The sequence below is a fragment of the Aureimonas sp. N4 genome (genome assembly GCF_001463925.1).
Classification (GTDB): domain Bacteria; phylum Pseudomonadota; class Alphaproteobacteria; order Rhizobiales; family Rhizobiaceae; genus Aureimonas; species Aureimonas ureilytica_A.
Window position 1 is genome coordinate 41,690 of record NZ_BBWS01000029.1, and the last position, 23,622, is coordinate 65,311.

21 protein-coding genes, 1 tRNA gene and 1 riboswitch are annotated in these 23,622 nt (G+C 66.6%); of the genes, 10 read left to right on the top strand and 12 right to left on the bottom strand.

Annotation, left to right across the window (positions count from 1 at the left end; genetic code table 11):
- Positions 1-5: 5 nt before the first annotated feature.
- Positions 6-854, bottom strand: coding sequence for a creatininase family protein (locus tag AUL28_RS08775; RefSeq protein ID WP_062231716.1), 849 nt, complete (start codon positions 852-854; stop codon positions 6-8).
- Positions 855-998: 144 nt separating this feature from the next.
- On the opposite strand from AUL28_RS08775, the gene AUL28_RS08780 reads away from it, so the two are divergent.
- The 5 genes from AUL28_RS08780 (at position 999) to AUL28_RS08800 (ending at position 5,815) form a co-directional block, all read left to right on the top strand.
- On the top strand, positions 999-1,466 hold the full coding sequence (locus AUL28_RS08780; RefSeq protein ID WP_062219573.1) for a MarR family winged helix-turn-helix transcriptional regulator: 468 nt from the start codon (positions 999-1,001) through the stop codon (positions 1,464-1,466).
- A 157-nt stretch (positions 1,467-1,623) separates the two neighbouring features.
- Positions 1,624-2,661 carry a LacI family DNA-binding transcriptional regulator gene (locus tag AUL28_RS08785; RefSeq protein WP_058636741.1) on the top strand — a complete coding sequence of 346 codons (1,038 nt, stop codon included), beginning with the start codon at positions 1,624-1,626 and terminating at the stop codon, positions 2,659-2,661.
- Positions 2,662-2,672: 11 nt separating this feature from the next.
- Positions 2,673-3,653 carry a 2-hydroxyacid dehydrogenase gene (locus AUL28_RS08790; protein ID WP_062231718.1) on the top strand — a complete coding sequence of 327 codons (981 nt, stop codon included), beginning with the start codon at positions 2,673-2,675 and terminating at the stop codon, positions 3,651-3,653.
- A 90-nt stretch (positions 3,654-3,743) separates the two neighbouring features.
- Positions 3,744-4,874: an autotransporter outer membrane beta-barrel domain-containing protein gene (locus tag AUL28_RS08795; protein ID WP_062231720.1), complete on the top strand. Its 1,131-nt coding sequence runs from the start codon at positions 3,744-3,746 to the stop codon at positions 4,872-4,874.
- Positions 4,875-5,371: 497 nt separating this feature from the next.
- Positions 5,372-5,815, top strand: a complete 444-nt coding sequence (locus AUL28_RS08800; protein WP_058600175.1) for a hypothetical protein — start codon at positions 5,372-5,374, stop codon at positions 5,813-5,815.
- Between the two features lie 59 nt (positions 5,816-5,874).
- Here AUL28_RS08800 and AUL28_RS08805 read toward each other — a convergent pair whose 3' ends face one another.
- The 9 genes from AUL28_RS08805 to choX form a co-directional block, all read right to left on the bottom strand.
- Complete coding sequence (locus tag AUL28_RS08805) at positions 5,875-6,549, bottom strand: GNAT family N-acetyltransferase (RefSeq protein ID WP_062231722.1); 675 nt, start codon at positions 6,547-6,549, stop codon at positions 5,875-5,877.
- Positions 6,546-7,415 carry an alpha/beta hydrolase gene (locus AUL28_RS08810; protein WP_062231861.1) on the bottom strand — a complete coding sequence of 290 codons (870 nt, stop codon included), beginning with the start codon at positions 7,413-7,415 and terminating at the stop codon, positions 6,546-6,548. The genes AUL28_RS08805 and AUL28_RS08810 overlap by 4 nt, the downstream gene beginning before the upstream one ends.
- Before the next feature lie 111 nt (positions 7,416-7,526).
- On the bottom strand, positions 7,527-8,168 hold the full coding sequence (locus tag AUL28_RS08815; RefSeq protein ID WP_058600173.1) for a 2-dehydro-3-deoxy-phosphogluconate aldolase: 642 nt from the start codon (positions 8,166-8,168) through the stop codon (positions 7,527-7,529).
- A 76-nt stretch (positions 8,169-8,244) separates the two neighbouring features.
- Entirely contained in the window at positions 8,245-9,696 is a 1,452-nt protein-coding gene (locus AUL28_RS08820) for an alpha,alpha-trehalose-phosphate synthase (UDP-forming) (protein WP_062231724.1), read from the bottom strand.
- Entirely contained in the window at positions 9,693-10,454 is a 762-nt protein-coding gene (otsB, locus tag AUL28_RS08825) for a trehalose-phosphatase (protein WP_062231726.1), read from the bottom strand. The genes AUL28_RS08820 and otsB overlap by 4 nt, the downstream gene beginning before the upstream one ends.
- A gap of 95 nt (positions 10,455-10,549) precedes the next feature.
- Complete coding sequence (locus AUL28_RS08830) at positions 10,550-11,155, bottom strand: N-acetylmuramidase domain-containing protein (protein ID WP_062231863.1); 606 nt, start codon at positions 11,153-11,155, stop codon at positions 10,550-10,552.
- Positions 11,156-11,281: 126 nt separating this feature from the next.
- The gene (locus AUL28_RS08835) at positions 11,282-12,595 is read right to left on the bottom strand and encodes a D-amino acid dehydrogenase (RefSeq protein WP_244493458.1); all 1,314 of its coding nucleotides are present in this window, start codon (positions 12,593-12,595) and stop codon (positions 11,282-11,284) included.
- Positions 12,596-12,741: 146 nt separating this feature from the next.
- Positions 12,742-12,829: riboswitch (glycine riboswitch) on the bottom strand.
- A 100-nt stretch (positions 12,830-12,929) separates the two neighbouring features.
- Positions 12,930-14,453: a choline-sulfatase gene (gene betC, locus AUL28_RS08840; protein WP_062231730.1), complete on the bottom strand. Its 1,524-nt coding sequence runs from the start codon at positions 14,451-14,453 to the stop codon at positions 12,930-12,932.
- 77 nt (positions 14,454-14,530) lie between these two features.
- A complete protein-coding gene (gene choX, locus AUL28_RS08845) occupies positions 14,531-15,472 on the bottom strand; it encodes a choline ABC transporter substrate-binding protein (RefSeq protein WP_062231732.1) in 942 nt (313 codons plus the stop codon).
- 200 nt (positions 15,473-15,672) lie between these two features.
- On the opposite strand from choX, the gene AUL28_RS08850 reads away from it, so the two are divergent.
- A complete protein-coding gene (locus tag AUL28_RS08850) occupies positions 15,673-16,032 on the top strand; it encodes a TfoX/Sxy family protein (RefSeq protein ID WP_062231734.1) in 360 nt (119 codons plus the stop codon).
- Here the strand turns inward: AUL28_RS08850 and AUL28_RS08855 are convergent.
- A complete protein-coding gene (locus AUL28_RS08855) occupies positions 16,021-19,176 on the bottom strand; it encodes an efflux RND transporter permease subunit (protein WP_062231736.1) in 3,156 nt (1,051 codons plus the stop codon). The two genes, AUL28_RS08850 and AUL28_RS08855, sit on opposite strands and share 12 nt — an antisense overlap.
- A 3-nt stretch (positions 19,177-19,179) precedes the next feature.
- Positions 19,180-20,310, bottom strand: a complete 1,131-nt coding sequence (locus AUL28_RS08860; protein WP_062231738.1) for an efflux RND transporter periplasmic adaptor subunit — start codon at positions 20,308-20,310, stop codon at positions 19,180-19,182.
- A gap of 224 nt (positions 20,311-20,534) precedes the next feature.
- Between AUL28_RS08860 and AUL28_RS08865 the strand changes: the two genes are divergently transcribed.
- The 4 genes from AUL28_RS08865 (at position 20,535) to AUL28_RS08880 (ending at position 23,594) form a co-directional block, all read left to right on the top strand.
- Positions 20,535-21,752, top strand: coding sequence for an ABC transporter permease (locus AUL28_RS08865; RefSeq protein WP_062231740.1), 1,218 nt, complete (start codon positions 20,535-20,537; stop codon positions 21,750-21,752).
- Complete coding sequence (locus AUL28_RS08870) at positions 21,749-22,690, top strand: ABC transporter ATP-binding protein (protein ID WP_058600163.1); 942 nt, start codon at positions 21,749-21,751, stop codon at positions 22,688-22,690. Before AUL28_RS08865 ends, AUL28_RS08870 begins: the two co-directional genes overlap by 4 nt.
- Positions 22,687-23,421 (top strand): ABC transporter permease, encoded by a 735-nt coding sequence (locus AUL28_RS08875; protein WP_062219600.1) that lies wholly within the window; start codon positions 22,687-22,689, stop codon positions 23,419-23,421. Before AUL28_RS08870 ends, AUL28_RS08875 begins: the two co-directional genes overlap by 4 nt.
- Before the next feature lie 96 nt (positions 23,422-23,517).
- Positions 23,518-23,594, top strand: a tRNA-Arg gene (locus tag AUL28_RS08880).
- Positions 23,595-23,622 lie beyond the last annotated feature (28 nt).

The following is a 23,622-nucleotide window of genomic DNA, read 5'->3' on the forward strand; positions in this document are numbered from 1 at the left end:
CGAGGTCACTCCATGAAAGGTGCGCCCGATATAGTCCCGCCCGATGGCGATTGCACGGGGGCTGTCGCAAGATCGAACCGGGCGATGTCCTGGAGAAGCTCTACAAGGCGCGCCGCCTGATGCCGGGCGATCGCCTCGCCCATCTCAGGGCTGGCGAGCCGCGCGTCGCCCACGGTCCCGACCGGGTTCAGGTCCTCCGCCATCCAGCCGAAGCCGAGCCGACCATGGGCGCGCAGATGCCGGAACTCTTCCGCCATGCGGCTCTGTCGCGAGGGCTGATTCTGAACATTCGAGGTCACCACCAGATCGGGCCGGAACGCCATCATCAGAGCGGTTTCCACCGCCCCGCCGTGAATGCCGATCGCGCGCTCATCTTCTGGCACCAGCCCCTCGGGCAGGCCGAAGCGCTGCCAAGCGGCGGTGGCGCAAAGGAGGCCGAATCGGCGGCGCAGATCGAGCGCGGCCAGCTCCATGATCTGCGTGTTGCCGCCATGGGAGGAGACGATGCAAAGGCGGCGGAAGCCCGTTCGCGCCAGCCCTTCCCCGATCCGCAGAAGGGTTTCCACCCCGGTTCGCCAGTCGAGCGACAGGGTGCCCGGAAAGTTCGAATGCTCGTCCGAGGTGCCAATTCGCTGCACCGGTAGAAAGCTCGCCATCAACCCGTCCGGCAAGCGTTCCATGGCCCGTTCCACCATGGCGTCGGCGATGATCGCGTCCGTGCCGAGCGGCAGATGCGCGCCATGCTGCTCGATCGCGGAGATAGGCACGACGGCGACCGCCTTCGCGAGGGCGGGGCCAAGCGCCGCCAGACCGGCGCTGGTGTTTTCTTCGAAGCGGGGACGAAGCGTCGTCATGGCGGGCCTTCCGGGCGTTCGAACGGATGGAGCCTCTTAACGTCCCCCGCAAGCGCTGCAAACCGGCGAGCGCGGCGTTTCGGATGGACTATGACACGGGCTCCGGTTCATGCTGCCCGCGCGAAAAGAGGGCATGGGAGCGGCATGAGAGGCAAGAAGAAGAAGCGCGAGGTTCTGGGGCAACTGACGCTGACCTCGCGCGCGGCCCGCACCAGCCTGTCGGCCCGGCTCGCCGGAGAGGGCCTGCATCCCGGCCAGGACACCGCGCTGCTCGTGATCGCCGATCATGACGATCTCACCTTGCGCGATCTCGCGGACAAGCTGAGCGTTCGCCCGCCCACCGTCACCAAGACGATCAGCCGCCTCGCCGCGCAGGATCTGGTGGAAAAGCGCGCCGGCCCTCCGGAGCGGCGCGGCAGCACGGTACATCTGACGGAGCGCGGACAGTCGCTGGTGGAGGGCGTCCGGCGCGCGCAGGCGGCCACCGAAAAGCGCGCGCTGGCCGGTCTCTCGGCCAAGCAGCGCAAGCTTCTGCGAAAGCTCCTGCGCCGCATCGAGCGCAATCTCGGCGCGGTGGACGACGCCATGCTGGCGCCGGAGAGCGACGAGTAACCCCTTCCCCGGTGCGGAACGACGCTTTCCGCGCATTGAACACCCACCCGAACCGGCTCGCCAGCGGGCATCCCGCACGCCTCCTGTTGCGCGCGCGCCGGCCAGTCCTTAAACCCATAGGTCAGGGACAACCGGGCGAGTGCGGAACGGCGTATAGGTGGCTCAAAAGGTCAAATTATCGACGATCGCCGAGGCGCTCGGCCTGTCGACGGCAACGGTGTCGCTGGCGCTTCGTGACAGCCCGCTCGTGGCCGAGGCGACGCGGGAGCGCATCAAGGAAGAAGCGCGCCAGTCCGGCTATATCTACAACCGCCGCGCCGCCAGCCTTCGCACTTCCAAATCCGGCATTGTCGGCGTTTGCGTCCACGACATCATGAACCCCTTCTACGGCGAGATTCTGAAGTCGATCGAGGACGAGCTGGACCGGCACCGGCAGACCTTCATTCTGTGCAATCACTATGACGATCTGGCCAAGCAGCGCGCCTTTCTGGATACGCTGCTGCAGCTCGGCGCGGACGGGCTGATCCTGTCGCCCGCCATCGGCACGCCCGCTTCCGACATTCATCTGGCCGAAACCAACGATCTGCCGGTGACGCTGATCGCGCGAACCGTCGAGGGCTCGGGCGTCACCTCATTCCGGGGCGACGACACCTACGGCATGTCGCTCGTGGTGCGCCATCTCATCGAAGAAGGGCACCGGAAGATCGCCCTGATCGGGGGCACCGAACAGACCTCGACCGGACGCGACCGTCAGCGCGGCTATCAAAACGCGCTGGAGGAAGCCGGCCTGCCCGTGCGCCCGGAATGGTGGATCAAGGGGCCGCGCTCGCGCCATTCCGGCTTCGACGCGGCCAGCGCCTTTCTGGACCTGCCCGATCGGCCGGATGCCGTCGTCTGCTTTTCCGATCTCGTCGCGCTCGGGCTGATGTACGGCCTGTCGCGCGCCGGCCTGCGGCCGGGCGTCGATATCGCCGTCTGCGGTTATGACGACATCGACGAGGCGGCCATCGCCATGCCGCCGCTCACCACCGTCTCCAACGGCCAGAGCGAGGTCGGCCACCGCGCCGCCGGCGCGCTTCTGGCCCGCCTGTCCGGCGCGCCCGCCGTGGAGCAGGTGGAACTCATCAAGCCGGAGCTTCGCATCCGCCGCTCCAGCTTCCTGAAACATACCGGCTCCGAACCGCCTCATTCCTGAAGGACGACGCCTTGGCCTCCCCCTCCCCGCTTGTTCTCGTCTTCGGCCCCTATAACAGCGACGGCCTGGCCGAGCTGGAACGCCGCTTCACGGTCCGGCATCAGAAAAGCCGCACCCTCGAAGGCTTGAGCGAGGCGGAGTGCGCCGAGGTCAAGGCGGTGGCGGTCGCCGGCCATCTGCCGAACGAGACGATGGACGCCCTGCCCGCGCTGGAGATCGTCGGTCATTTCGGCGTCGGTTATGACGGGGTGGACGCGGCCCATGCGGCCGAGCGCGGCGTGGCGGTGACGAACACGCCCGACGTCCTGACCGAGGAAGTCGCCGACACCGCCGTCGCCCTCGTGCTCATGACCGTGCGCGAGCTGCACCATGCCGAGAGCCATGCCCGCTCGGGCGAGTGGGAGCGCTCCGGCCCCTATCCGCTGACGCGCTTCTCCTTGCGCAACAAGGTGGTCGGCATCATGGGCCTCGGGCGCATCGGCCTCGCCATCGCGCATCGGCTCGAAGCCTTCGGCGTCAAGATCCGCTATCACAACCGCTCCGAGCGCAGCGACGTCGCCTATCCCTATGATGCATCGCTCGAAGCGCTGGCGGAGAAGTCCGACATCCTCCTCATCGCCGCGCCCGGCGGGCCGGCGACGGAGAAGGCAGTGAATGCGGACGTTCTCACCGCGCTCGGTAACGAGGGCATCCTCATCAATATCGGGCGCGGCACGACGGTCGATGAACCCGCGCTGATCGAGGCGCTGGAACAAGGCACGATCGCGGCGGCAGGGCTCGATGTCTTCGCGGACGAACCCCGCATCCCGGAGCGGCTGCGGGCCTTGCGCAACACGGTTCTCCTGCCCCATGTCGCCTCCGCCTCGCGCGACACCCGCATTCTGATGGGTAATCTGGTGGCCGACAATCTGTCGCGCTGGTTTGCTGGCGAGCGGCTGGAAACGCCCGTTCCCGAAAGCGAAAAGGCCGGTCTGACGCGTCGGCAGGGCTGATACGCGCGAACTGAGGGTTCCGCCCGCGCCAGCTTGGCGTCATATTGCGATGCGAAGAATTTTAAGCATCGGAATACAGGGAGGCGGTTCATGACCGACGCCTTGCTCACAACCGTGCCCCATCTCTCCGGGGCATGGCTTCGTAACATGATCCTGCCGGCGGCGCTGGGCGCAAGTCTCTTGTCTCCGCCCGTGCAAGCCGCGCAGACCGTCGAAGGCTCCACGGGTCTCGCCGCCGATCTGGCGTCGGGCACGATCGCCCGGCTGGGCGAGCGGATGGAAGAGTTGCGCGACCCCGCGCAGACCGACAACACCGATCTCGACCTGACGCTGCGCATCGGCCAAGCTCATGCCGACCGCACGCTGGACCCTTTTCTCGACCCGGTGCCCATGCCGGTTCTGCCCAGCCTTTATCTCGACGACGACTTCAACGCGCGGGAAGTACCCAACCGAACGCTCGAAATCCGCAGGCAGGCCAAAAGCGCGACGCCGCTCAATCTCTGGACCGCCGGCGAGGTCGAGATGGGCCGCGCCCGGTCGGGAATGCTGGATGGCGGCCGCAGTTCGGCCGGCCTATCCGGCGGCTTCGATCTCGCCCTGTCCTCGCGCGCCTCGCTCGGCATGGCGCTGGGGATCGACCAGCGCATCGGCGATTCCACCGTCAGCGCCCTCAGTATGGCGACCTATGGCAGTTTCCATCCGACCGAGCGAACCTTCGTGGATGTCGTGGCAGGCGGCGCGCGGCTCACTGAAAGCCGTACGCAGGAGAGCCCGGCCTTTGTCGGCGGGTTGGCGCAGGGCTTCGGCGCGCTCACCTTCGGCTATGAGCACCGCAGCGGCCCTTGGATGATCTCGCCCTATGGCCGCACACAGGTCTCGCGGCTCGGGACTGATCTGCCCTCGTTCGGTTCCGCATCCAACGGCGTCGGCGCGAGCAAAGCCTCGGCCGTGGCAGGCCTGCGCACCGACTACACGCTGAAGGCCTATGGGCTATCGCTGCGCCCCGGCCTGCGCGTCGAGATGCTGCGCGACCTCTCGCGCACCCGCGCCATTGGCGCGGACGATGCGTTCGGCCGGTCGGGCTTCGCCAGTCTCACCTTCACGCCTGGTATCCGCGCCGATATCACGCCCGATTGGAGCGCCCGCATCGAGCATAAGACGGTTTGGGAGAACGCCGCGCCTCGCTCATCAATGGAAATGAAGATCAGCGGCAAGTTCTAGCGCGAGTTTGATCCGCACGTCGCTCTTGCTGCACCATCTGCCCGCCGCGCATTTCAGGTAAGCGCTTTCGATCTTGGTCCGCGCTGTGCCGGAGCGGATTCGCTTCGGCGTCGAAGCATTACGGCCAGGCGGGCAACCCGGTGATCGCCAAGCTGATCGCCCGTCGGAAGAAGCCCGCGCAGTTGAAGAGGCTCTATCGGCCGGGCGCTTATCGCGCGAGCAGATTGATTCCCCGACGACTTTCGAAACGCGTGGAAATGGCCTCCGAATCTCCTGCCTCGACCCGAATGTGACGCCGATCATGACGAAGGATACATTTCGCACTTGCGAAAAACTCGTTGCAAATTCGCCGCGTTAACCTTCAGGTAAGATTAATGGGGTGATAGTGCCTCCTCAGTGAACATGGTCGCGTCAGTGTGGCCCGTTCGCCTCGATTTTCAGGACACTCGCGCTTTCTCCCCCAATGCGCGCGGGGCCTGTGCCGCAGGAGATCGAATATGAGATTCGCCCCCGTCGCTCTCGTCGTCGGATTCGCGGGTACGATCCTGGCTTCCTACCTTCAGGGGCCTGCCGTCGCCTCGACCGACAGCCTCGTGGCCGCCATGTCGCCAGCGCCCGAGATCACCGCCTCCATCCCCGTCGACGGCCAGCCGGCTGCCGCCGAGGCGGTTCGCCTGATCGATCTGCGCAATGGCGCAAGCTGCAAGGTGAATGGTCCGGTCGAGGACGATGTGGTGCATCGCGTGCCCATGGGTCCGTCCTGCGCGAAGTCGCCGGACCTCGCCCGTGTCGCCTATTGGGAGCGCAAAGATGACGGGTCGCTGGTGATGACCGACCATCACGGCGAAACGGTTCTGGAGTTCATGCCGGGCGACGGCGTGATGTATGAGAGCGTTTATCCCAACAACGCACTGATCACGATCGTCCCCGCGCGCGGCTGAGCCGAGCTGTCCATCGGACATGACAACGGCGCCGTCAGGCGCCGTTTGTGTTTGGGCCTTCAGCCCTCGCGGCAGGCTTCGAGCGAGCGGCGCTGCCGGCCCTCGCCATCGAAATTCTCGTCCGCCAGCCAACGCTCGAAACCAGCCTTCACCACCGGCCATTCAGGATCGATGATCGAGAACCAGGCCGTATCCCGGTTCCGGCCCTTCACCACCATATGCTGTCGGAACAGGCTCTCGTACTGAAAGCCGTAGCGCGCCGCCGCGCGGCGGGAGGGCGCGTTGGTGCTTTCGCACTTCCATTCCAGGCGGCGATAGCCCAGCTCGTCGAAGACGCGCCCGTAGAGAAGTGCGAAAGCTTCCGTCGAAGCGCGCGTCTTCTGAAGCGTGGGCGCGAGGCAGATATGACCGATCTCGGCCACGCCATTGGCAGGGTCGAGCCGCATCAGCGCCGCGACGCCCTCTGCCTTGCCCGAGCCGGCCGGGATGATCGCGTGGAACTTCGGATCGGCTGAGAGATAGGTCGCCTGCGCATAGCGCAAAAACGCCTCCGCCCCATCGAACGGCCCATAGGCGAGATAGGTCCAGAGCGCGTCATGGCCGCGAAAGGCCGCTTCGAGATCGGCGAAATGCCGGTCGTCCACGATGGGCTCCACGCGAACATGGCGGCCGACCAACGGCTCGTTGCCCGGAAGGGCGCACGGCTGCCAGTTCGCGAGGGAGCGTTCGGTCATCTCGAATGGTCTTTCACAAAGCGAATCACGCTATCTCGGACATCACGGTTACCCAGCGGCAGCGCCGTGGCAAGGGAGCTGACAGCACCCACATGGTCGAGGCCAGGATAGGTGCGCACGTCCACCTGTCCGCCCTTCTCGCGAATGGCGCGGGCCATGGATTGCGTTTCCTTCGGTTCGACCGTCGTGTCGGCGAGACCCGTGATGAGCAGCGCCGGGGCCGCGCGGCCGCTGGCAAAGCGCACGGGCTGGCTGTCGGCCCGGACCGCCGGCGGGAAGATGCGCTTGTAGCGTTCCTCTTGAATCGGCAGGAAATCATAAGGCCCGGCCAGCCCGATGAAACCCGATAGTGCTCGCGCATCGAGCCCGACACGCTGGAGATAACGCCCGTCGAAGGCCAATAGCGCGCCGATCTGCGCGCCGGCCGAATGGCCCATGACGAAGAGCGGATGGCGCCCGGCGGGCAGTCCGTGGCCGCCTTGGCTCGCAAGGCGTGCAACCGCCGCCACGGCGCGCGCGCCATCCTCCACGAAGCCGGGAAAGACGGTCTGTGGGTAGAGCCGATAATTGGGAATCGCCACCACGAAACCGGCGGTGGCCAGCGACTGGCCGACGAAGGGATACAGCGATTTGGAGCCGCCGTCCCAACTGCCGCCATGGAAGAACACGACGACCGGCGTGCGGGTGTCGGCATTGTCGGGAACGTAGAGGTCGTAGGTTCCGCGCTCGCCCGGCGCATAGCGCAGATCGCGGGTCGTCTCGAAACCGGCGCGTGAGGTCAACGCGTTGAGAACGGCCGGCCCCGAGCAGCCCGCGAGCACGCAAAGCGACAGGAGGCCGAGAAGGCTGGGAAACAGGCGCGGCATGGCACATCCAAAGCAGAGGTCGCGCGAGAAGATGGTGCGGCGGCGAAAAATCGCCACCGCAAGGCGGGTGGTCGGAGTCGGGCGACAGCCTCCCTCCCCTGACGGAGAGCCTTAACGGACGCGCAGCGCAGCCGCCTCACGGGCGAGCTGGGTGATCGTATCGAAGCGGCCGGCCGACACCATGTCCTTGGGCGCGACCCAGGAGCCGCCGACGCAGATGACGTTCGGCAGCGCCAGATAATCGCCGACATTGCTGGGCGACACCCCGCCCGTCGGGCAGAAGCGAATCTTCGGGAAGACCGGGGCGAGCGACTTCAGATAGGGAATGCCGCCCAGCTGCTCGGCCGGGAAGAATTTCAGGATCTCGTAGCCTTCCTCGATCATGGCCATCAGCTCGCTCGGCGTCGCCGCGCCCGGCAGAAGCGGCACGTCAGAGGACTTGGCCGCGTCCAGCACCTCATGCGTCGTGCCGGGCGAGACGATGAAGCGCGAGCCGGCCTCGACGGCTTCGTCGAACTGGCGCGGCGTCAGGATCGTACCCGCGCCGCAGATCGCCTCCGGCACTTCGGCCGAAATGGCGCGGATCGCGTCGAGCGCGGCCGGGGTGCGCAGCGTCACTTCGATGGCCGGCAGGCCGCCTTCGGCGAGCGCGCGTGCGAGCTTCACGCCATCGGCTGCGCTTTCCACCGCCACGACGGGCATGACCGGCTGAACTTGCAGGATTTCGAGCAGCGCATGGGTCTTCTGGGTCATCGTCCGGTCCCTTCGGGCGGCAGGTCACAAGTGTCCGCCGCCTCCTTAAACCATCGGCGGCCGAGCTGAAACGATTTTAGGAACGCGGCGCGCCGCCAAAGCCCAGGCGATGCCACCAGGAGCGCGGCTGAAGCTCACGCTCGTTGCGATCGTCCAGAACGGCCAGGAACGTCTCGCACCAGTTATGGGCCGTGTTGGCGAAGACGCGGGCGCGCATCGCCTCATGACGCTCGCGCCGCTCCTCCAGCGGCATGGCGGTCGCGCGCGACAGGGCGTGGGCGATCTCGTCGGTGGAATAGGGATTGACGATCAGCGCCTCGGGCAACTCGGCCACCGCTCCGGCAAACCGCGACAGGATGAGGACGCCGGGATCGGCCGGGTCCTGCGCGGCGATGAACTCCTTGGCGACGAGGTTCATGCCGTCGCGCAGCGGCGTCACCATGCAGATCTGCGCCGCGCGGTAGATGCCCGCGAGGGCTCGGCGCGTGAAGCCGTTGACCATGATCTGGATCGGGTTCCAGTCGAGCGTCGCGAAGCGGCCATTGATATTGCCGGCCAGCCCCTCCAGCTCGACCCGAAGATCGGCATAGGCTTCCAGTTCGGAGCGCGACAGCGGCGCAACCTGGAGGAACTGGACATTGCCACGCTGCTCCGGTTCGTCCTCCAGAAGCTGCTCGAAACCGCGAAACCGCTCCGGCAGGCCCTTGGAATAGTCCATGCGATCGACGCCGACGATCTGATGCCGGCCGCGCGAGATGTCGCGCACCATGGCCTCGTGCTCGCGCGCCTCGTCCGACAGGGCGAACTCGGCGAAGCCATGCGCGTCGATGCCGATCGGAAAGGCAGACGCGCGCACGATGCGCCCGTCCTGCGTACGCACGCGGTCTCCGTCGATATCCTCCGCGCCCAGTTCCTGCACGCAGAAGGCCACGAAATTGCGCCGGTCGCCTTCGGTCTGAAAGCCGATCACGTCATAGGCCAGCATGGCGCGCACCATATCCTGGCTGCCGGGCAACGCGGACATCAGATCGGGCGGGCAGAAGGGAATATGGAGGAAGAAGCCGAGCCGCCCGTCATAGCCGCAACGGCGCAGCTCCTGCCCCATGAAGAAGAAATGGTAGTCGTGGACCCAGACGAGATCGTCGGGCGTCAGAAGCGGGCTCAGCCGTTCGGCGAAGCGCCGGTTCACCTGTCGATAGGTGCGGGCCGAAGCGCGGTCGAAGGAGGCGATGTCGAGCCGGTAGTGAAGGAGCGGCCAGAGAGAACGGTTCGCATAGCCGAAATAGAAGCCGTCCAGTTCCTCCTGCGTCAGGTCGATCGTGGTGAGCGAGGTATGGCCGTGGGTCTCGGTGCGATAGTCGCTGCTGGCTGCATCCTCGGACACGTCCCCGCTCCAGCCGAACCAAAGGCCGCCGCGCCGGCGCAGTGCGTCCGCGAGACCGACGGCGAGCCCACCTGCCTTGCCTTCGTCGCTCAAGGGGCCGACGCGGTTCGAGACGACGACAAGTCGCTGTTGGGTTTCGCTCATGACTGTGTTTCCCCTTGCTGCTGCGAGGCCTCCCGCCTCGCAACCCCGAGCCAGCGATGGACCGAGTCTACCGAGGCCAGACGGAATTCCGCTTCGGTCGCTCCGTCGCCGACCTTGATCGAGATCCCTCCCAGTTTGCGAACGGCATAGAAGCCGAATTCGTCCGTCGTGTCGTCTCCGACATAGATGGGCTGGCGCCCTTGGAACGGCGCATGGGCCATCAGCGCTTCGATGGCCTTGCCCTTGTCCATGCCGGCCAGATGCACCTCGACGATGTTGTCACCCTTCATCACGGCGAAGCCCGGCTCCTCGCCGACCGCCGCCGAGACGAGGCGGATCGCGGCCTCCTGCAACTCGGGAAAGCCGCGATAATGCACGACGAGCGCGGTCTTCTTATCCTCAAGCCGCAACCGAGGCTCCGCGACGACACCCGCCGCGAGCGCCACGCGGATCGGATCGAGCCCTTCCGGGCCGGCGAGCGGCACGACCGGCGCGCCCGGCTGGTCGCGGCGCTCCAGCCCGTGAACGCCGGCCGCGGCGAATTGCAAGGGCTGGAGGAAACGGTCGAGATCGGTGATGCGCCGGCCGCTGACGACGGCGAAGGCCCCGGCGCAGGCCGCTTGCAACTGCCCAAGGCGCTCCACCGCCTCGGGCGAGATGACGACGCCGGTCGGGTCGTCCACGAGATCCACCAGCGTTCCGTCGAAGTCGATGAAGAGCGCGTGGCGGGCGGGGTCGATCGGAGGCGGTAGGTTCATGCCTTTCGAGATAGGCCCTTTTGCCGATTTGGAAACATGCCGGTGCCGCAAAAAGGCCGCTTTGCTCCCCCCCCCGCCTCGCTTCGTTCGGCGGGTTAAGCCGCGTTGGACAGAAGGCGCGAGGCCTGCCGAAAGGCGCTTTCGATCTTCCGGTCATAGGCGTTGGCGGCGAAGCCGGGGCCGTTGTAGAGCCGAGCAAAGCCCTCCCAATCGCCTCGCTCCATCCGCTCGACAAACGGCCCGGTTTTCAGAAAGCGCGCGACCAGAGCGAACTGCCCCTCGGCGGACCGGCGCGCCTCCTCTGCCAACGCGGACGCGCTGGCATAGCCGAGCGTCTGCCAGTGCAGGCCCATCACTTGCCCCAGCCCCCAAGAGGTCGCCTCATAGGCAGCATTCGCATCGATCGCCGCAGCCTGGCGCAGGAGACGCCAGCGCGCGTCTTGCCCCGCTGGGTTGCGGATTTGGCCGGCGCGCGGAGCGGAAAGGCCAGCCGTGCGCGCGATCCGGCGTTTCTCTTCGTTGAGGCGCCGATCGAACACATGGCCTTCGAAGCGGATCAGCGGCTCGCGCCCCTCGCCCACCGGCGCGAAGGCCCGTGCATTGGTTTCCACGATGGCGATGGCGACGAGCGCGGCCGCCGGTGCGCCGGTGGCGCGTTCGACCTCGCGCGCGGCATCGAGAACTTCCCTGGAGATCGGCATGAAAAACCCCGCCTGTTGAACGAGCGCCAGAATGGGCGCTCGCCAGCGGGCGGGGATAAAATGAGGATAGATTGCAGGCACGAGAGCCTTCCAGCGCCCCTCGTGAGACGCTGGAAAAGGGCTGCGTCAGGCCGCTTCCGTCAGCCGCTCGGCCTCGGCACGAACCGTGTCGACCGACTTCAACTCGCCGCGCACCGGGGTGCCGGAGGTCTTGTAATCGCCCGCCACTTCGGCGGCGATCGTATCGGCCGTGATGGCCGAGAGCGTCCAGCCGAGATGGCCGTGGCCGGTGTTGTAGTAGACGCCCTTGGCCTTGCCCCGGCCGACGCGCGGGAGCATGTCGGGCATCATCGGGCGCAGGCCCGCCCAGGGCACGACCGAGGCGGTCGAGACGCCGGGGAAGCGGTAGCGGCACCAGTCCACCAAGGGCTTGATCCGCGCCATGCGAATGTCGCGATTTTCCCCCGCGAATTCCGCCGTGCCGGCGATGCGCAGGCGATTGGGGCCGAGCCGGCTGGTGACGATCTTGGCCTTGTCATCCAGAAGCGAGACATAGGGCGCGCCCTCGCGGCTCGCCTCGTCCTCGAGATTGACGGTGATCGAATAGCCCTTCACGGGATAGATGTTCACCCGGTCGCCCAGCATGGCGGCGAAGCGGCGCGAGCCGACGCCGGCGCAGATCACCGCCGCGTCGAAATCCTGCCGGATGCCCTCGCCGTCCGTCCCTGCCTTGCGGGAGAAGACGGCAACGCCCCCGCCCTCACGGGTGGAAAGCTGCGTGATGTCGGATTCGTAGCGGAAGGAGACGCCCTTGCGCTCGCAGGCCGCCGAAAGGCCGCGCGTGTATTTGTGGATATCACCGGTGAAGTCGCTCTGCGTGAAGAAGCCGCCACGGAACGTGCCAGCGAGCGCGGGCTCGATCTGGTGGATGCCGGCATCGTCGAGCACGTCGCGGTGCAGACCGCCCTTGGCATAAAGCTCGTTGACACGCAGCGCGTGCTTGAACTCCGATTCCGTCTCATAGACATGCAGGATGCCACGCTTCACGCAGTCGAAGTCGAACCCCTCCCGCTCGGCCATGTCCATCAGGTGCTGGCGGGCGGCGATGGCCATCTTCACGGTCGCGACCGTGTTCTCCTCATAGGAGCGGGCGGCCATGACGAATTCGAACATCCAGGACAGCTTGTGCCAGGTCGGGCTCGGATGAACGAGCAGCGGGGCGTCCTTCTTGAGCATCCACTTGATGCCCTTCAGGAACGTAGCCGGCGAGTTCCAGACTTCGGCATTGGAAGCCGAAAGCTGGCCGCCATTGGCGAAGGAGGTTTCCATGGCCGAATAGGCGTTCCGGTCGAACACCGTCACGTCAAGGCCCTGGGACATGAGCTTATAGGCGGTGGTTACGCCGGTGATACCGGCGCCAATAACGGCAACAGAGGTCACGATCATCCTTCGCCCGAGCGCATCGGGTCTGGTCGTGCCCCTCCGTCATTGGCCTGAGAGTTTCACGGCACGAGGATTATCCCCCGAAACCGCTTTCTCCTTCGGCGGACGGCTGCGTGGAATCGCCGTCACTCTCCGGATGTGTCTTGCGCCGCGCGGTCCTTTTGCCTGAGAGTTTCCGGGGCGGTTGCTCCTTCGGCGCCGGCAAATGCCGGTCTCTCCCGCATACAGCGAATATGGACTTTAAGATACGCGACATCCCATGCCGCAGCAAGCGCGAAGAGCCGGCACGCCGTGCCTCAGTTAAGGCACGGCGCTCAAAATCGTGGCAATTCTATTCGCCGCGCGGGAAGCGCTGCGACTCTTCCAGAATGTTCAGATCCATATGGTTGCGCATATAGCGCTCGGACGCCTTCTGAAGCGGCTGGAAATCCCAGGGGTAATAGGCCCCGTTGCGCAGCGCCTCGTAGGTGACATGCCGGCGCGCCTGGCTCTGGCGCACCTCCTGGTCGAAGCGGTGGAGATCCCACAGCGATTCGGCCTTTTGCGCGAAGGCTGCCAGCGTCTGCGCATGGGCAGGATCACCCGCCAGATCGGTCAGTTCGTGCGGATCGGCGTCGAGGTCGAAGAGCTGGTCCGGGTCGGACGGGCAGCGGTTGAACTTCCAGCGCCCTTCGCGGATCGAGACCATGGGCGCGACCGAGCCTTCGGCCGCATATTCCATCGGAACCGCCGCGCGCCGCTCGCCCCGCGCCATCGTGTCGATCAGCGACACGCCGTCGATCCAGTCCGCGCCCGAGCCGAGATCGACGCCGGCGAGATCGGCGAGCGTCGGCAGGACGTCCAGCGTCGAAACGGGCTGGCGGAACGTGCCAGCAGCCACGCCCGGCGCGGCCAGCATCATGGGCACGCGCGCCGAGCCCTCGAAGAAGTTCATCTTGAACCAGAGACCGCGCTCGCCCAGCATGTCGCCATGGTCGGAGACGAAGAGGATGGCGGTGTTGTCGGCCAAGCGCGTGGCCTCCAGCACGTCGATCAGTTCCCCTACCTTCTCGTCGATATAGGAGATATTGGCGAAATAAGCCCGGCGCGAGCGGGCGATCATCTCGTCCGTGATGTCGTAGTCCTGATCGTTGCAGGCGGCCATGAGACGGCGCGAATGCGGGTCCTGCGCCTCGTCGGGCAGACGGCCGATTTCGGGGAGGAGATGAGGCGCGCCCTCGTAGAGATCGAAGAAGCGCCGGCGCGCGACATAGGGGTCGTGCGGATGGGTGAAGGAGACGGTCAGGCAGAAGGGCCGCTCGTCATGGCCCCGGCTCAGATCATAGAGTTTCGCCTTGGCGTGGTAGGCGACCTCGTCGTCATATTCGAGCTGGTTGGTGATCTCGGCCACCCCTGCCCCGGTGACGGAGCCGAGATTGTGATACCACCAGTCGATCCGCTCGCCGGGCTTGCTGTAGTCCGGCGTCCAGCCGAAATCGGCCGGGTAGACATCCGTCGTCAGCCGCTCCTCGAAGCCGTGAAGCTGGTCCGGGCCGACGAAATGCATCTTGCCCGACAGCGCAGTGCGATAGCCCGCGCGGCGCAGATAGTGGGCGAAGGTCGGGATATCCGAGGCGAATTCGGCCGCGTTGTCATAGACGCGCGTCTTGGACGGGAGTTGCGCGCTCATGAAGGAGGCGCGGGCCGGCGCGCAAAGCGGGCTCGCCGTGTAGGTGTTCACGAAGCGCGCCGAGCGCTCGGCCAAGGCTTTGAGATGCGGCGTATGGAGAAACGACGCCGGCCCGTCGGGAAACAAGGTGCCGTTGAGCTGGTCCACCATGATGACGAGGATGTTGGGGCGGCTGGCGTCGGTCATGGCGCTCTCTCAAATCGCAGAACACAGAAACGGCGGCGCCTTTCGAGAAGCGCCGCCGCAAGACAAGAGGGGATCGGTCAGGCGCCGATCTTGGCCTTCACCGCCGCCAGACCTGGCTGGCCGTCCAGCGTGGTGACGCCGGCCAGCCAGGGCTCCAGAATGGCAGGGTGCTTGGCGAGCCAGCTCTTGGCGGCCTTGTTGGCGTCAGTGCCGTCAGCCAGAGCCGCCATCATCTCGTTTTCCATCTCGACGGTGAAATGCATCTGCGAGAAGAGCTTGGCGACGTTCGGGCATTCCCCCGCATAGCCCGCGCGCGCCAGCGTATAGACCTCCGCGCCGCCATAGTTCGGGCCGAAGAACTCGTCCGCGCCCGAGAGATAGGTGATGCCCATGTTGTTCATCGGATGGGGCGCCCAGCCCAGGAACACGATCCACTCCTTGGAGCGCTCGGCGCGCTTCACCTGCGCGAGCATCCCCTGCTCGGAACTGTCCACCAGCTTCCAACCCTTCAAGCCATAGGCCGGCGCGTCGATCATCGACTGGATATTGCTGTTGGCGGGCGCGCCCGGCTCGATGCCGTAGATCTCGGACTTGAACTTGTCCGCGTTGGCGGCGAGTTCCTTCACGTCCTTGACGCCGGCCTCGGCCACGTAGTTCGGCACGGCCAGCGTAAACTTGGCCCCTTCGAGGTTCTTGGTCAGGACGTCGGCCGCCTTCTTGGCCTCCAGCTCGTCACGGAACTTCGTCTGCGCCGGCATCCAGTTTCCGAGGAACACGTCGGTCTGCTTGTTGGCCAGCGCCTGATAGCCGACCGGCACGCCGAGCGTCTCGATCTTCGCGGTATAGCCGAGCCCGTCCAGAACGGTGCTCGCCAGCGCGTTGGTGGAGGTGATGTCGCTCCAGCCGGGGTCCGACATGCGCACGATCTTGCAAGCGGCCGGATCGGCGGCGAAGGCAGCGCCTGGAAGCGCGACGGCGGCAAGAAGCGCGGCGACGGCGAAGCGGGCGGAACGGAGCATCGGAAAACCTCGATTCTGGACGGGCATCGTCGGGACGCCTTACCGATCCCGTATCAGGACCGAGACCACGCCGGCTTTCAAGACCATTTCCATTCGTCTGCACCGTTGGAACGGAACGCGCTATGCTGATCCGGCCGATCCGGGAGCAGGACCCGGCCCCTCCGGCGCACTCGCACGCAACGCCTGGAGACCCAATCGCGATGAATGACGACGATATCCGGGAGATGTTCGAGGGCCTCGGATCGGTGACCATCCGCCGCATGTTTGGCGGCAAGGGCATCTATCACGCCGGTCTGATCGTCGCGATCGACTTTCGCGACGAGATTCTCCTGAAGGCCGACGCGACGAGTGCCCCGCTGTTTGTAGAGGCGGGAGCCCATCAATGGACCTATGAGGGCCAGAGAGGACGGCCGGTTCTCATGCCCTACTGGTCGATCCCCGACGAGGCGCTGGACGATCCTGAGACGCTGGCGCACTGGGTCCGCCTCGCCTTCGAAGCGGCCTTGCGCTCGGGGGCCGCAAAGCCGCCGCGCCGGCGCAAGACGCTTTCAGAACTTTGATGTGGCCTGCTCCGCCAAAGCCGGATCGTCGGCCGAGCGCGGCATGAAGCGGCGCGTGCGGCGCTTGAAGCCCTCGATATAGGTCAGCACCACCGGCACGAAGACGAGCGTCAGCACGGTGGAGGAAATCAGCCCGCCTATCACGGCATGGGCCATAGGCGCGCGCTGCTCGCCGCCCTCCCCCAAGCCCAGCGCCAGCGGCACCATGCCGAAAATCATCGCGAGAGTCGTCATCACAATTGGGCGCAGGCGCACCGCGCCGGCCTCCGCCAGACTGTCGCGCAAGTCCACGCCCCTGGCCCGCGCCTGGTTGGAATAGTCCACCAGCAGGATCGCATTCTTGGTGACGAGGCCCATCAGCATGATGAAGCCGATGATGGAGAAGATGTTGAGTGTCGAGCCGGTGGCATAAAGGCCGAGCAGCACGCCGATCAAGGAGAGCGGCAGCGACATCATGATCGCGACCGGCTGGAGGAAGGAGCCGAACTGCGAGGCAAGGATCAGGTAGATGAAGATCACGGCGAGCCCCAGCGCCTGAAGCGCATAGCCCGTGCTTTCCACCATGTTCTCGGCATCGCCGCCGAAGGAAATGCGATAGCCCGGCGGCAGTTGGAGCTTGGCAATCTCGCGCTGAAGATCCGACGTGACCTCGCCCAGCGCCCGGCCGGAGACATTGGCCGAGATACGCACTTCGCGCTGGAGATCGCGCCGGTTGATGGAACTCGCGGCCACGCTGTCCACGACATCGGCCACCTGATCGAGCGCGACCGTGACGGGCCGGTTTTCCGCATCGCGCCGGCCGGTGGCGATGGTCAGTGCGCGAAGCTGCTCGGCCCGCGCACGGCCCTCTTCGGGCAGGCGCACCATCACGTCATAGGTCTCTCCATCCGGCGCGTTCCAGACCGAGACGGCGTCACCCGCCACGAGCGGGCGCAGCGTGTCGCCGATCTGGGTCAGCGTGATGCCGAGATCGCTCGCCGCCTCGCGCCGCACGCGGATCGCCAGCGTCGGCTGCTCGTCCTCGATGGAGGACTCGACCTCGATCGCGCCGGGGATCGCGCGCAGCGCCGCGGTCAACTGGCCTGAGATGCGTTTCAGCTCGGCCGGGCTTTCACCGAGCACCGAGAACTGTAAAGGCTTGGAGGAGGCTCCGCCGCCCCCGCCGCCGCCCATGGCGCTTTGATTGATCGACACGGTGAGCCCCGCGATGCGCGAGAGCGCCGGGCGCAGCGGCTCGACCACCTCGGCCGTGGAGCGCGTGCGCTCCGCGATGGGCCTCAGCGTCACCGCGACATTGGCCGCGTTGAAGCCGCGTGAGCCGCCGGAATTGATGGTGGAATAGGTCGTCATCACCTCGGGCTGCGCGCGAAGCACGCGCTCGACCTGCGCGACCTTCATCGCCGTATATTCGAGCGAGGAACCCTCGGGCGCTTCCAGCGACACGGTGAATTCGCCATTGTCGCCCTCGGGCAGAAACTCCGCGCCGATGCGCGGCACGAGCATCAGGCTCGCCACGAAGATCGCGAGCGTCGCGAACACCGTGAGGATGCGGTGCCGGAAGCTCCAGCGGATGACGCGCGCATAGCCCCCCGACAGGCGCTCGAACCCTCGATCGAAGCGCGCGACCAGCCGTCCGATCGGCCCACGCTTGGCGCCGGGATGGGCGTGCGGATCGTACCAGACGCTGGAGAGCATCGGGTCGAGCGTGAAGGAGACGAAGAGCGAGATGAGCACGGCGACCGAAACCGTGACGCCGAACTGAAGGAAGAAGCGCCCGATAATGCCGCCCATGAAGGCGACGGGCAGAAACACCGCAACGATGGACAGCGTCGTCGCCAGCACCGCGAGACCGATCTCGTTCGTGCCGTCGAGCGCCGCCTGCCGATGGCTCTTGCCCATGGCGAGATGGCGCGTGATGTTCTCGCGCACCACGATCGCATCGTCGATCAGGATGCCGATCGCGAGCGAGAGCGCCAGAAGCGTCATCGTGTTCAGCGTGAAGCCGAGCGCATGGACGACCGCGAAGGTGCCGATCACCGAGATCGGCAGCGTCAGGCCGGTGATGACCGTGGAGCGCCAGGAATTGAGGAACAGGAAGACGATGACGACCGTCAGGCAGGCGCCCTCGATCAAGGTGCGCTGCACCTCGGAGACCTGAGCCGAGATGGCGCGCGAATTGTCGCGCGACACGGCGAGATCGTAGCCCTGCGGCCCCAGCTCGACCTGGAGCTTGGCAATCTCGGCGCGCAGCGCCTGAGCGACCTGAACCGTGTTCGCCCCTTGCACCTTCACCACATCGACGCCGAGCGACTGGACGCCGTTGCGCGCCGCGCGGCTCGTCAGCTCCGCCCCGCCCTCGCGCACGGTGGCAAGGTCCGCCAGATAGATCGGCGCGCCGCCCTCCGTCGCCACGATGATGCGCTCGAAGCCCGGCACATCGTCGATCCGGCCTTCCACCGTTACCGTGCGCTCGTCGATGCCCGACACCAGCGTGCCGGCGGCAATGTCCTGGTTCTCGCGGCGGATGGCGTCGAGTACGGCCGAGGTGCCGACGCCCAGCGCCTCCATGCGCTCGGGATCGAGCAGAACCTGCACCTGCCGCTTCGCCCCGCCGACGATGGAGGTCTGGCCGACGCCCGCCACGACGTTCAGCCGCTTGGTGACGATCTGATCGGCGATCGTGGTGATATCGGTCAGCGAATGGGTGGCCGAGGAGATCGCGAGCGACAGGATTGGCTGGTCGTCGGGGTTGAAGCGCGTGACCTGCGGCGTGTCCACGCCGTCCGCGAAGCCCGCTTCCAGACGAGAGACGCGATCGCGCACCTCCTGCGCGGCGACGCCGGAATCGGTTTCCAGCGTGAATTGCACGATCACGAGCGAGCGCCCTTCGAAACTCTGCGACGAGACCGTATCGACGCCGCCGATCGTGTTCACCGCCTGCTCGATCGGCCGCGTCACCGCCGATTCCACCGTTTCGGGCGAAGCGCCGGTATAGCTGGTCGAGACCACGACGACGGGCAGGTCCACCTGCGGGAATTGCTCGACCCCAAGCCGCGAATAGCCGAACAGGCCGATCACGACGATCGCCGCCATCATCATCGTCGCGAAGACGGGATGGGCGACGCTGATGCGGGTGAGGAACATCGCTTAGCCCAAATCCGCGATGGTGACGGCTGTATCAGGCTTGAGATCGGGCAAGGGGGCGGTCACGACGACATCGCCCTCCGCCAGCCCCCGCGCGACCTCGACAAGGCCGCGCTCGGTGAACTGGGTGCCAAGCTGCACGGGCTGGCGATACAGGCGGCCGCCCCGTGCGGCCAGCACGAAAGCTCCCTCCTTGTCCTTCCGAATGGCGGCCGAGGGCAGCGCGATCACATCGGGAAAGCTTTCGATGGCGATCTCGCCGGTGGCAAACAAGCCGCCGCGCAGCAGCCCCTCCCCGTTCGGAACGCTCAAATAGACCCGCACGGCGCGCGAGCCGGCGACGGCGACCGGCGCGATCCGCGCGACGTCCGCTTCCACCACGCGGCCCGACGAGCCCTCGATGCGCATTTGCGCCCGCTGGCCGACGCGCACCTCGGAAATGCGGCTGGTCGGCACCAGCGCCTCGATCTGCATCTCAGTGAGGTCCACGACCTGGAACAGCTGGGTGTTGAGGGGCACGCTCTGCCCCGGCTCGACCGAGCGCTGCGACACGGTTCCATCGAAGGGCGCCTTCACCTCGGCATCCGCCAGGGATTTGCGCGCGTCCGCGACGCCGGCCTCCAGCCCGCGCACCTCGGCCTCCAACGAGAGGAGATCGGCCTCGGCTTGAAGCAGCGTCGCCTCCGACGAAATTCCCGCCGTGCCGAGCCTGCGACTGCGCTCCAGCGTCGAGGCCGCCAGCCGGCGCTGCGCCTGCTTCGCCTCCAGCGTCGCTTCCTGCGCGGCAAGGCCGGAGCGCAGAACCGTCGTATCGAAAAGCGCGATGACCTCTCCGGCCGAGACCTTGTCGCCGACTTCCGCCCGCACCTCGGCCAGCCGCCCGGAGACTTCGGCGTTGACGGCTCCGACCCGGCGCGGCTCGGCCGAGCCCGACACGCGCACGGTGCGCGTCAGCGTCCGGGGTTCGACCTTGGAAACCTCCGCTCCGGCAAGTTCCGTGGTCTGAGGCACGACAGCGGCGAGCGGCACAGGCGCGGCCTGCGACGCCTCGCGCGTCCGGCTCCAGCCGACCGCACCGGCCACGCCGCCGGCGAGGAGAATCACGATAAGACCCTTGCGAAGCCGTCCGGCCATGCCTGCCCATTTCCGATCATTCAAAGGTGCCGCTTAGCATCTAGCTGACGAGAACGGCCATCGCGTGACGTGGATATGACGAAAGGTTGCGTCAACGGGGTGCGACAGCGGCGCGAACTGCGACACCCCGCCCCTTCGCAGAACTGGGGATTCTCGGGCGCGGACGCTGACATGGCGCCGCTCCGCCCCATAATCTCCGGTCAGAGATGGAGACGACGCAGCGTATGAGTGCTCTTGAGGCGGAGATCGGTGGCCCGACCCGCGCGCTTGCGCGTGGGCCGGACAGGCTCGGCCTTCTCCTCGCCGGGATCGGCGCTTCTGGGGCCTGTCTCCTTCCGCTCGCAACCTTTCGCGCCAATCGCATCGTTCCGGGCGTCGGGAAGCCTTTGTTCGAGGCGCTACCCTCCACACTCGCCATCGGCCTTGCGCTGGTTCTGGTCTTGGCCGCGATGGTGGCACTCTTCATCCGCTCGCCGCGCCTGCGGCTCCTCACCGCGCTCGGAAGCCTCCTGGTTCTCCTTCTCAGCCTGGGTGCCGCGCCCGCCCATCTCTCGCCCGCCGCCAACACCTATGCCCGCGTCGCCCCGGCCTCCGGCTTCTGGCTTGTTCTCTTCGCCCTGTCGCTTCTGGCAACGGATGCCTTGGCGCGGCTGCGCCCACCGCCGCTGGCGCGTGTGGCGCTGCTCGGCGCGACCGGGCTCGTTCTCTTCGTTCTGTTTCGCCTTGGCGTCTGGGACGATCTCTCCGTCATGAAGGAATTTCGCCCGCGCGCAGACGCCTTCGCGCGCGAAGCGGGCACCCATGTCATGCTGGCGCTCGGATCGCTCTTGGGGGCGATCGTCGTCGGCCTGCCGCTCGGCATCCTGTGCCACCGCGTGGCCGCGATGCGCGGGCCGGTGTTGAGTTCGCTCAACATCCTCCAAACGATCCCTTCCATCGCGCTGTTCGGCCTCCTGATCGCTCCGCTCGGCTGGATCGCGCTGCACGTACCCGGCGCACGCGAAATCGGCATTCGCGGCATCGGCGCGGCCCCGGCGCTTGTCGCCCTGTTTCTCTACTCGCTCCTGCCCATGGTCGCGAACACGGTGGCCGGTCTCGCCGGTGTCCCCTTCGCCGCGCATGACGCCGCGCGCGGCCTCGGCATGACGGCGCGCCAGCGTCTCTTCCGGGTCGATCTGCCGCTGGCGCTTCCCGTGATCCTCACCGGCGTTCGCATCACGCTGGTGCAGAATATCGGCCTTGCCACGATCGCCGCCTTGATCGGCGGCGGCGGGCTCGGCGTCTTCGTGTTCCAGGGCCTCGGCCAGACGGCGATGGATCTCGTGCTTCTGGGCGCGCTGCCGACCGTCGCCCTCGCCTTCTCGGCCGCCGTCCTTCTGGATGCGGCGGTCGATCTCACCCAGCCTCCGCAAGGCCCGCTCTCGAAAGGTTCGCCCGCATGATCGAGTTTCGCGACGTTTCGAAAGCCTATGACGGTGCGCGCGTAGTGGACGGTGTCAGCCTCACGGTGGAGCCCGGCACGATCTGCACCATCGTCGGCGCTTCGGGCTCCGGCAAGACCACCCTCATGCGTATGGTCAACCGCATGACCGATCCGACCTCGGGCGCGGTGCTGATCGATGGGAAGGACAACCGCGAGATCGACGGGCCGGAGCTGCGCCGCCGTATCGGCTATGTCATCCAGAACCACGGCCTGTTTCCCCATCGCACCGTGGCCGAGAATATCGCGACCGTGCCCAATCTCCTGAAATGGGAGCGTCCGCGCGTTGAGGCGCGCGTCGAGGAACTGCTTCACCTCTTCGGGCTGGCCCCCAAGGACTACGCCGCGCGCTATCCGCACCAGCTTTCGGGCGGCCAGCAGCAGCGCGTCGGCGTGGCGCGCGCGCTCGCAGCCCGCCCCGCCATTCTCCTGATGGACGAGCCCTTCGGCGCGCTCGATCCGATCATCCGCGCCCGCGCGCAGGCCGATCTCCTGTCTGTGCAGAAGGCGACCGGCACCACCGTCGTTCTCGTGACGCATGACATGGAAGAGGCCGTGCATCTCGGCCATCGCATCGCCGTCATGGAAAACGGCCGGTTGCGCCAATGCGCTTCCCCGGCCGAAATCCTCGCCCGCCCGGCCGACGCCTATGTCGAAGAGATGTTGGGCGCGAACGACCGGGCCTTCAAACTTCTCTCGCTCGGTACATTGGAAGACCTCGTGGAGCCGGGTGCCGCCTCCGGCGCGCCGCTGCGCACCGACACCAACCGGCGCGACGCCTTGGCCGATCTTCTCTGGTCGAACCGGGGCGCGGCCCCCGTGGCGGATGCGACAGGCCGGCTTCTCGGCATCGTGCGCACCTCCGCGCTTCTGCGCTGCGCGGCGAGACCGGCTTCGTGACACGGCATCTGGCGCGGGCCTGGCGCCTCGCGCTCCTGGCCCTCCTCCTCGCCTTTCTCTTCCGCCCGGCGCTGTTCGAGCCCGTTCTGCGACCGCTCACGGAGAACAACGCGCCGGCGATCTACGACAAGGGCGATCTTCTCTCGCTCACCCTGTCGCATCTGAAGATCACGGCCATCGCGACGCTGGGTGCCGCGCTTCTTGCGGTCGCCATGGCCGTCTTTGTCACGCGCCGGGCGGGGGCGGACTTCCTTCCCTTGTCGCGTTCCGTCGTCAATATCGGCCAGACCTTCCCGCCCGTCGCCGTCCTGGCGCTGGCCGTACCGGCCATGGGCTTCGGCGAAGCGCCGACGCTGGTCGCCCTCTTCCTCTATGGCCTCCTACCGATCTTCGAAACGACGATCGCAGGTCTCACCGGCGTCCCGCGCCCGGTCGTGGAAGCGGCGCGTGGCGTCGGCATGACGGGCTGGCAGCGCCTTCTCCAGATCGAACTTCCCCTCGCCCTGCCGCTCGTCGTCGCGGGCCTGCGCCTGTCGGCCGTGATCGGCCTCGGCACGGCGACGATCGGCTCGACGGTCGGTGCGCGCACGCTCGGCGAAGTCGTGATCGCCGGCCTTCTATCGGACAATCTCGCCTTCATCGTCCAGGGCGGCGCGATCGTCGGCGCGCTCGCCATCCTCCTGCACGACGCGCTCTCCTGGCTCGAACAGCGCCTCGCCCGCCGCGCCTGACGGCAGATCCAGAGCGCCTCGCAAAGATCGCACCTTGCCTCCTCTCCTATCCTCCTGTATCAACTGCCCCCAGAGCCTGAACCTGATTCAGGCCGGGCACCCGTAGCTCAGCTGGATAGAGTGTCGCCCTCCGAAGGCGAAGGTCACAGGTTCGAATCCTGTCGGGTGCGCCATTTCAATACAGAACTGCGAACCGCAGAC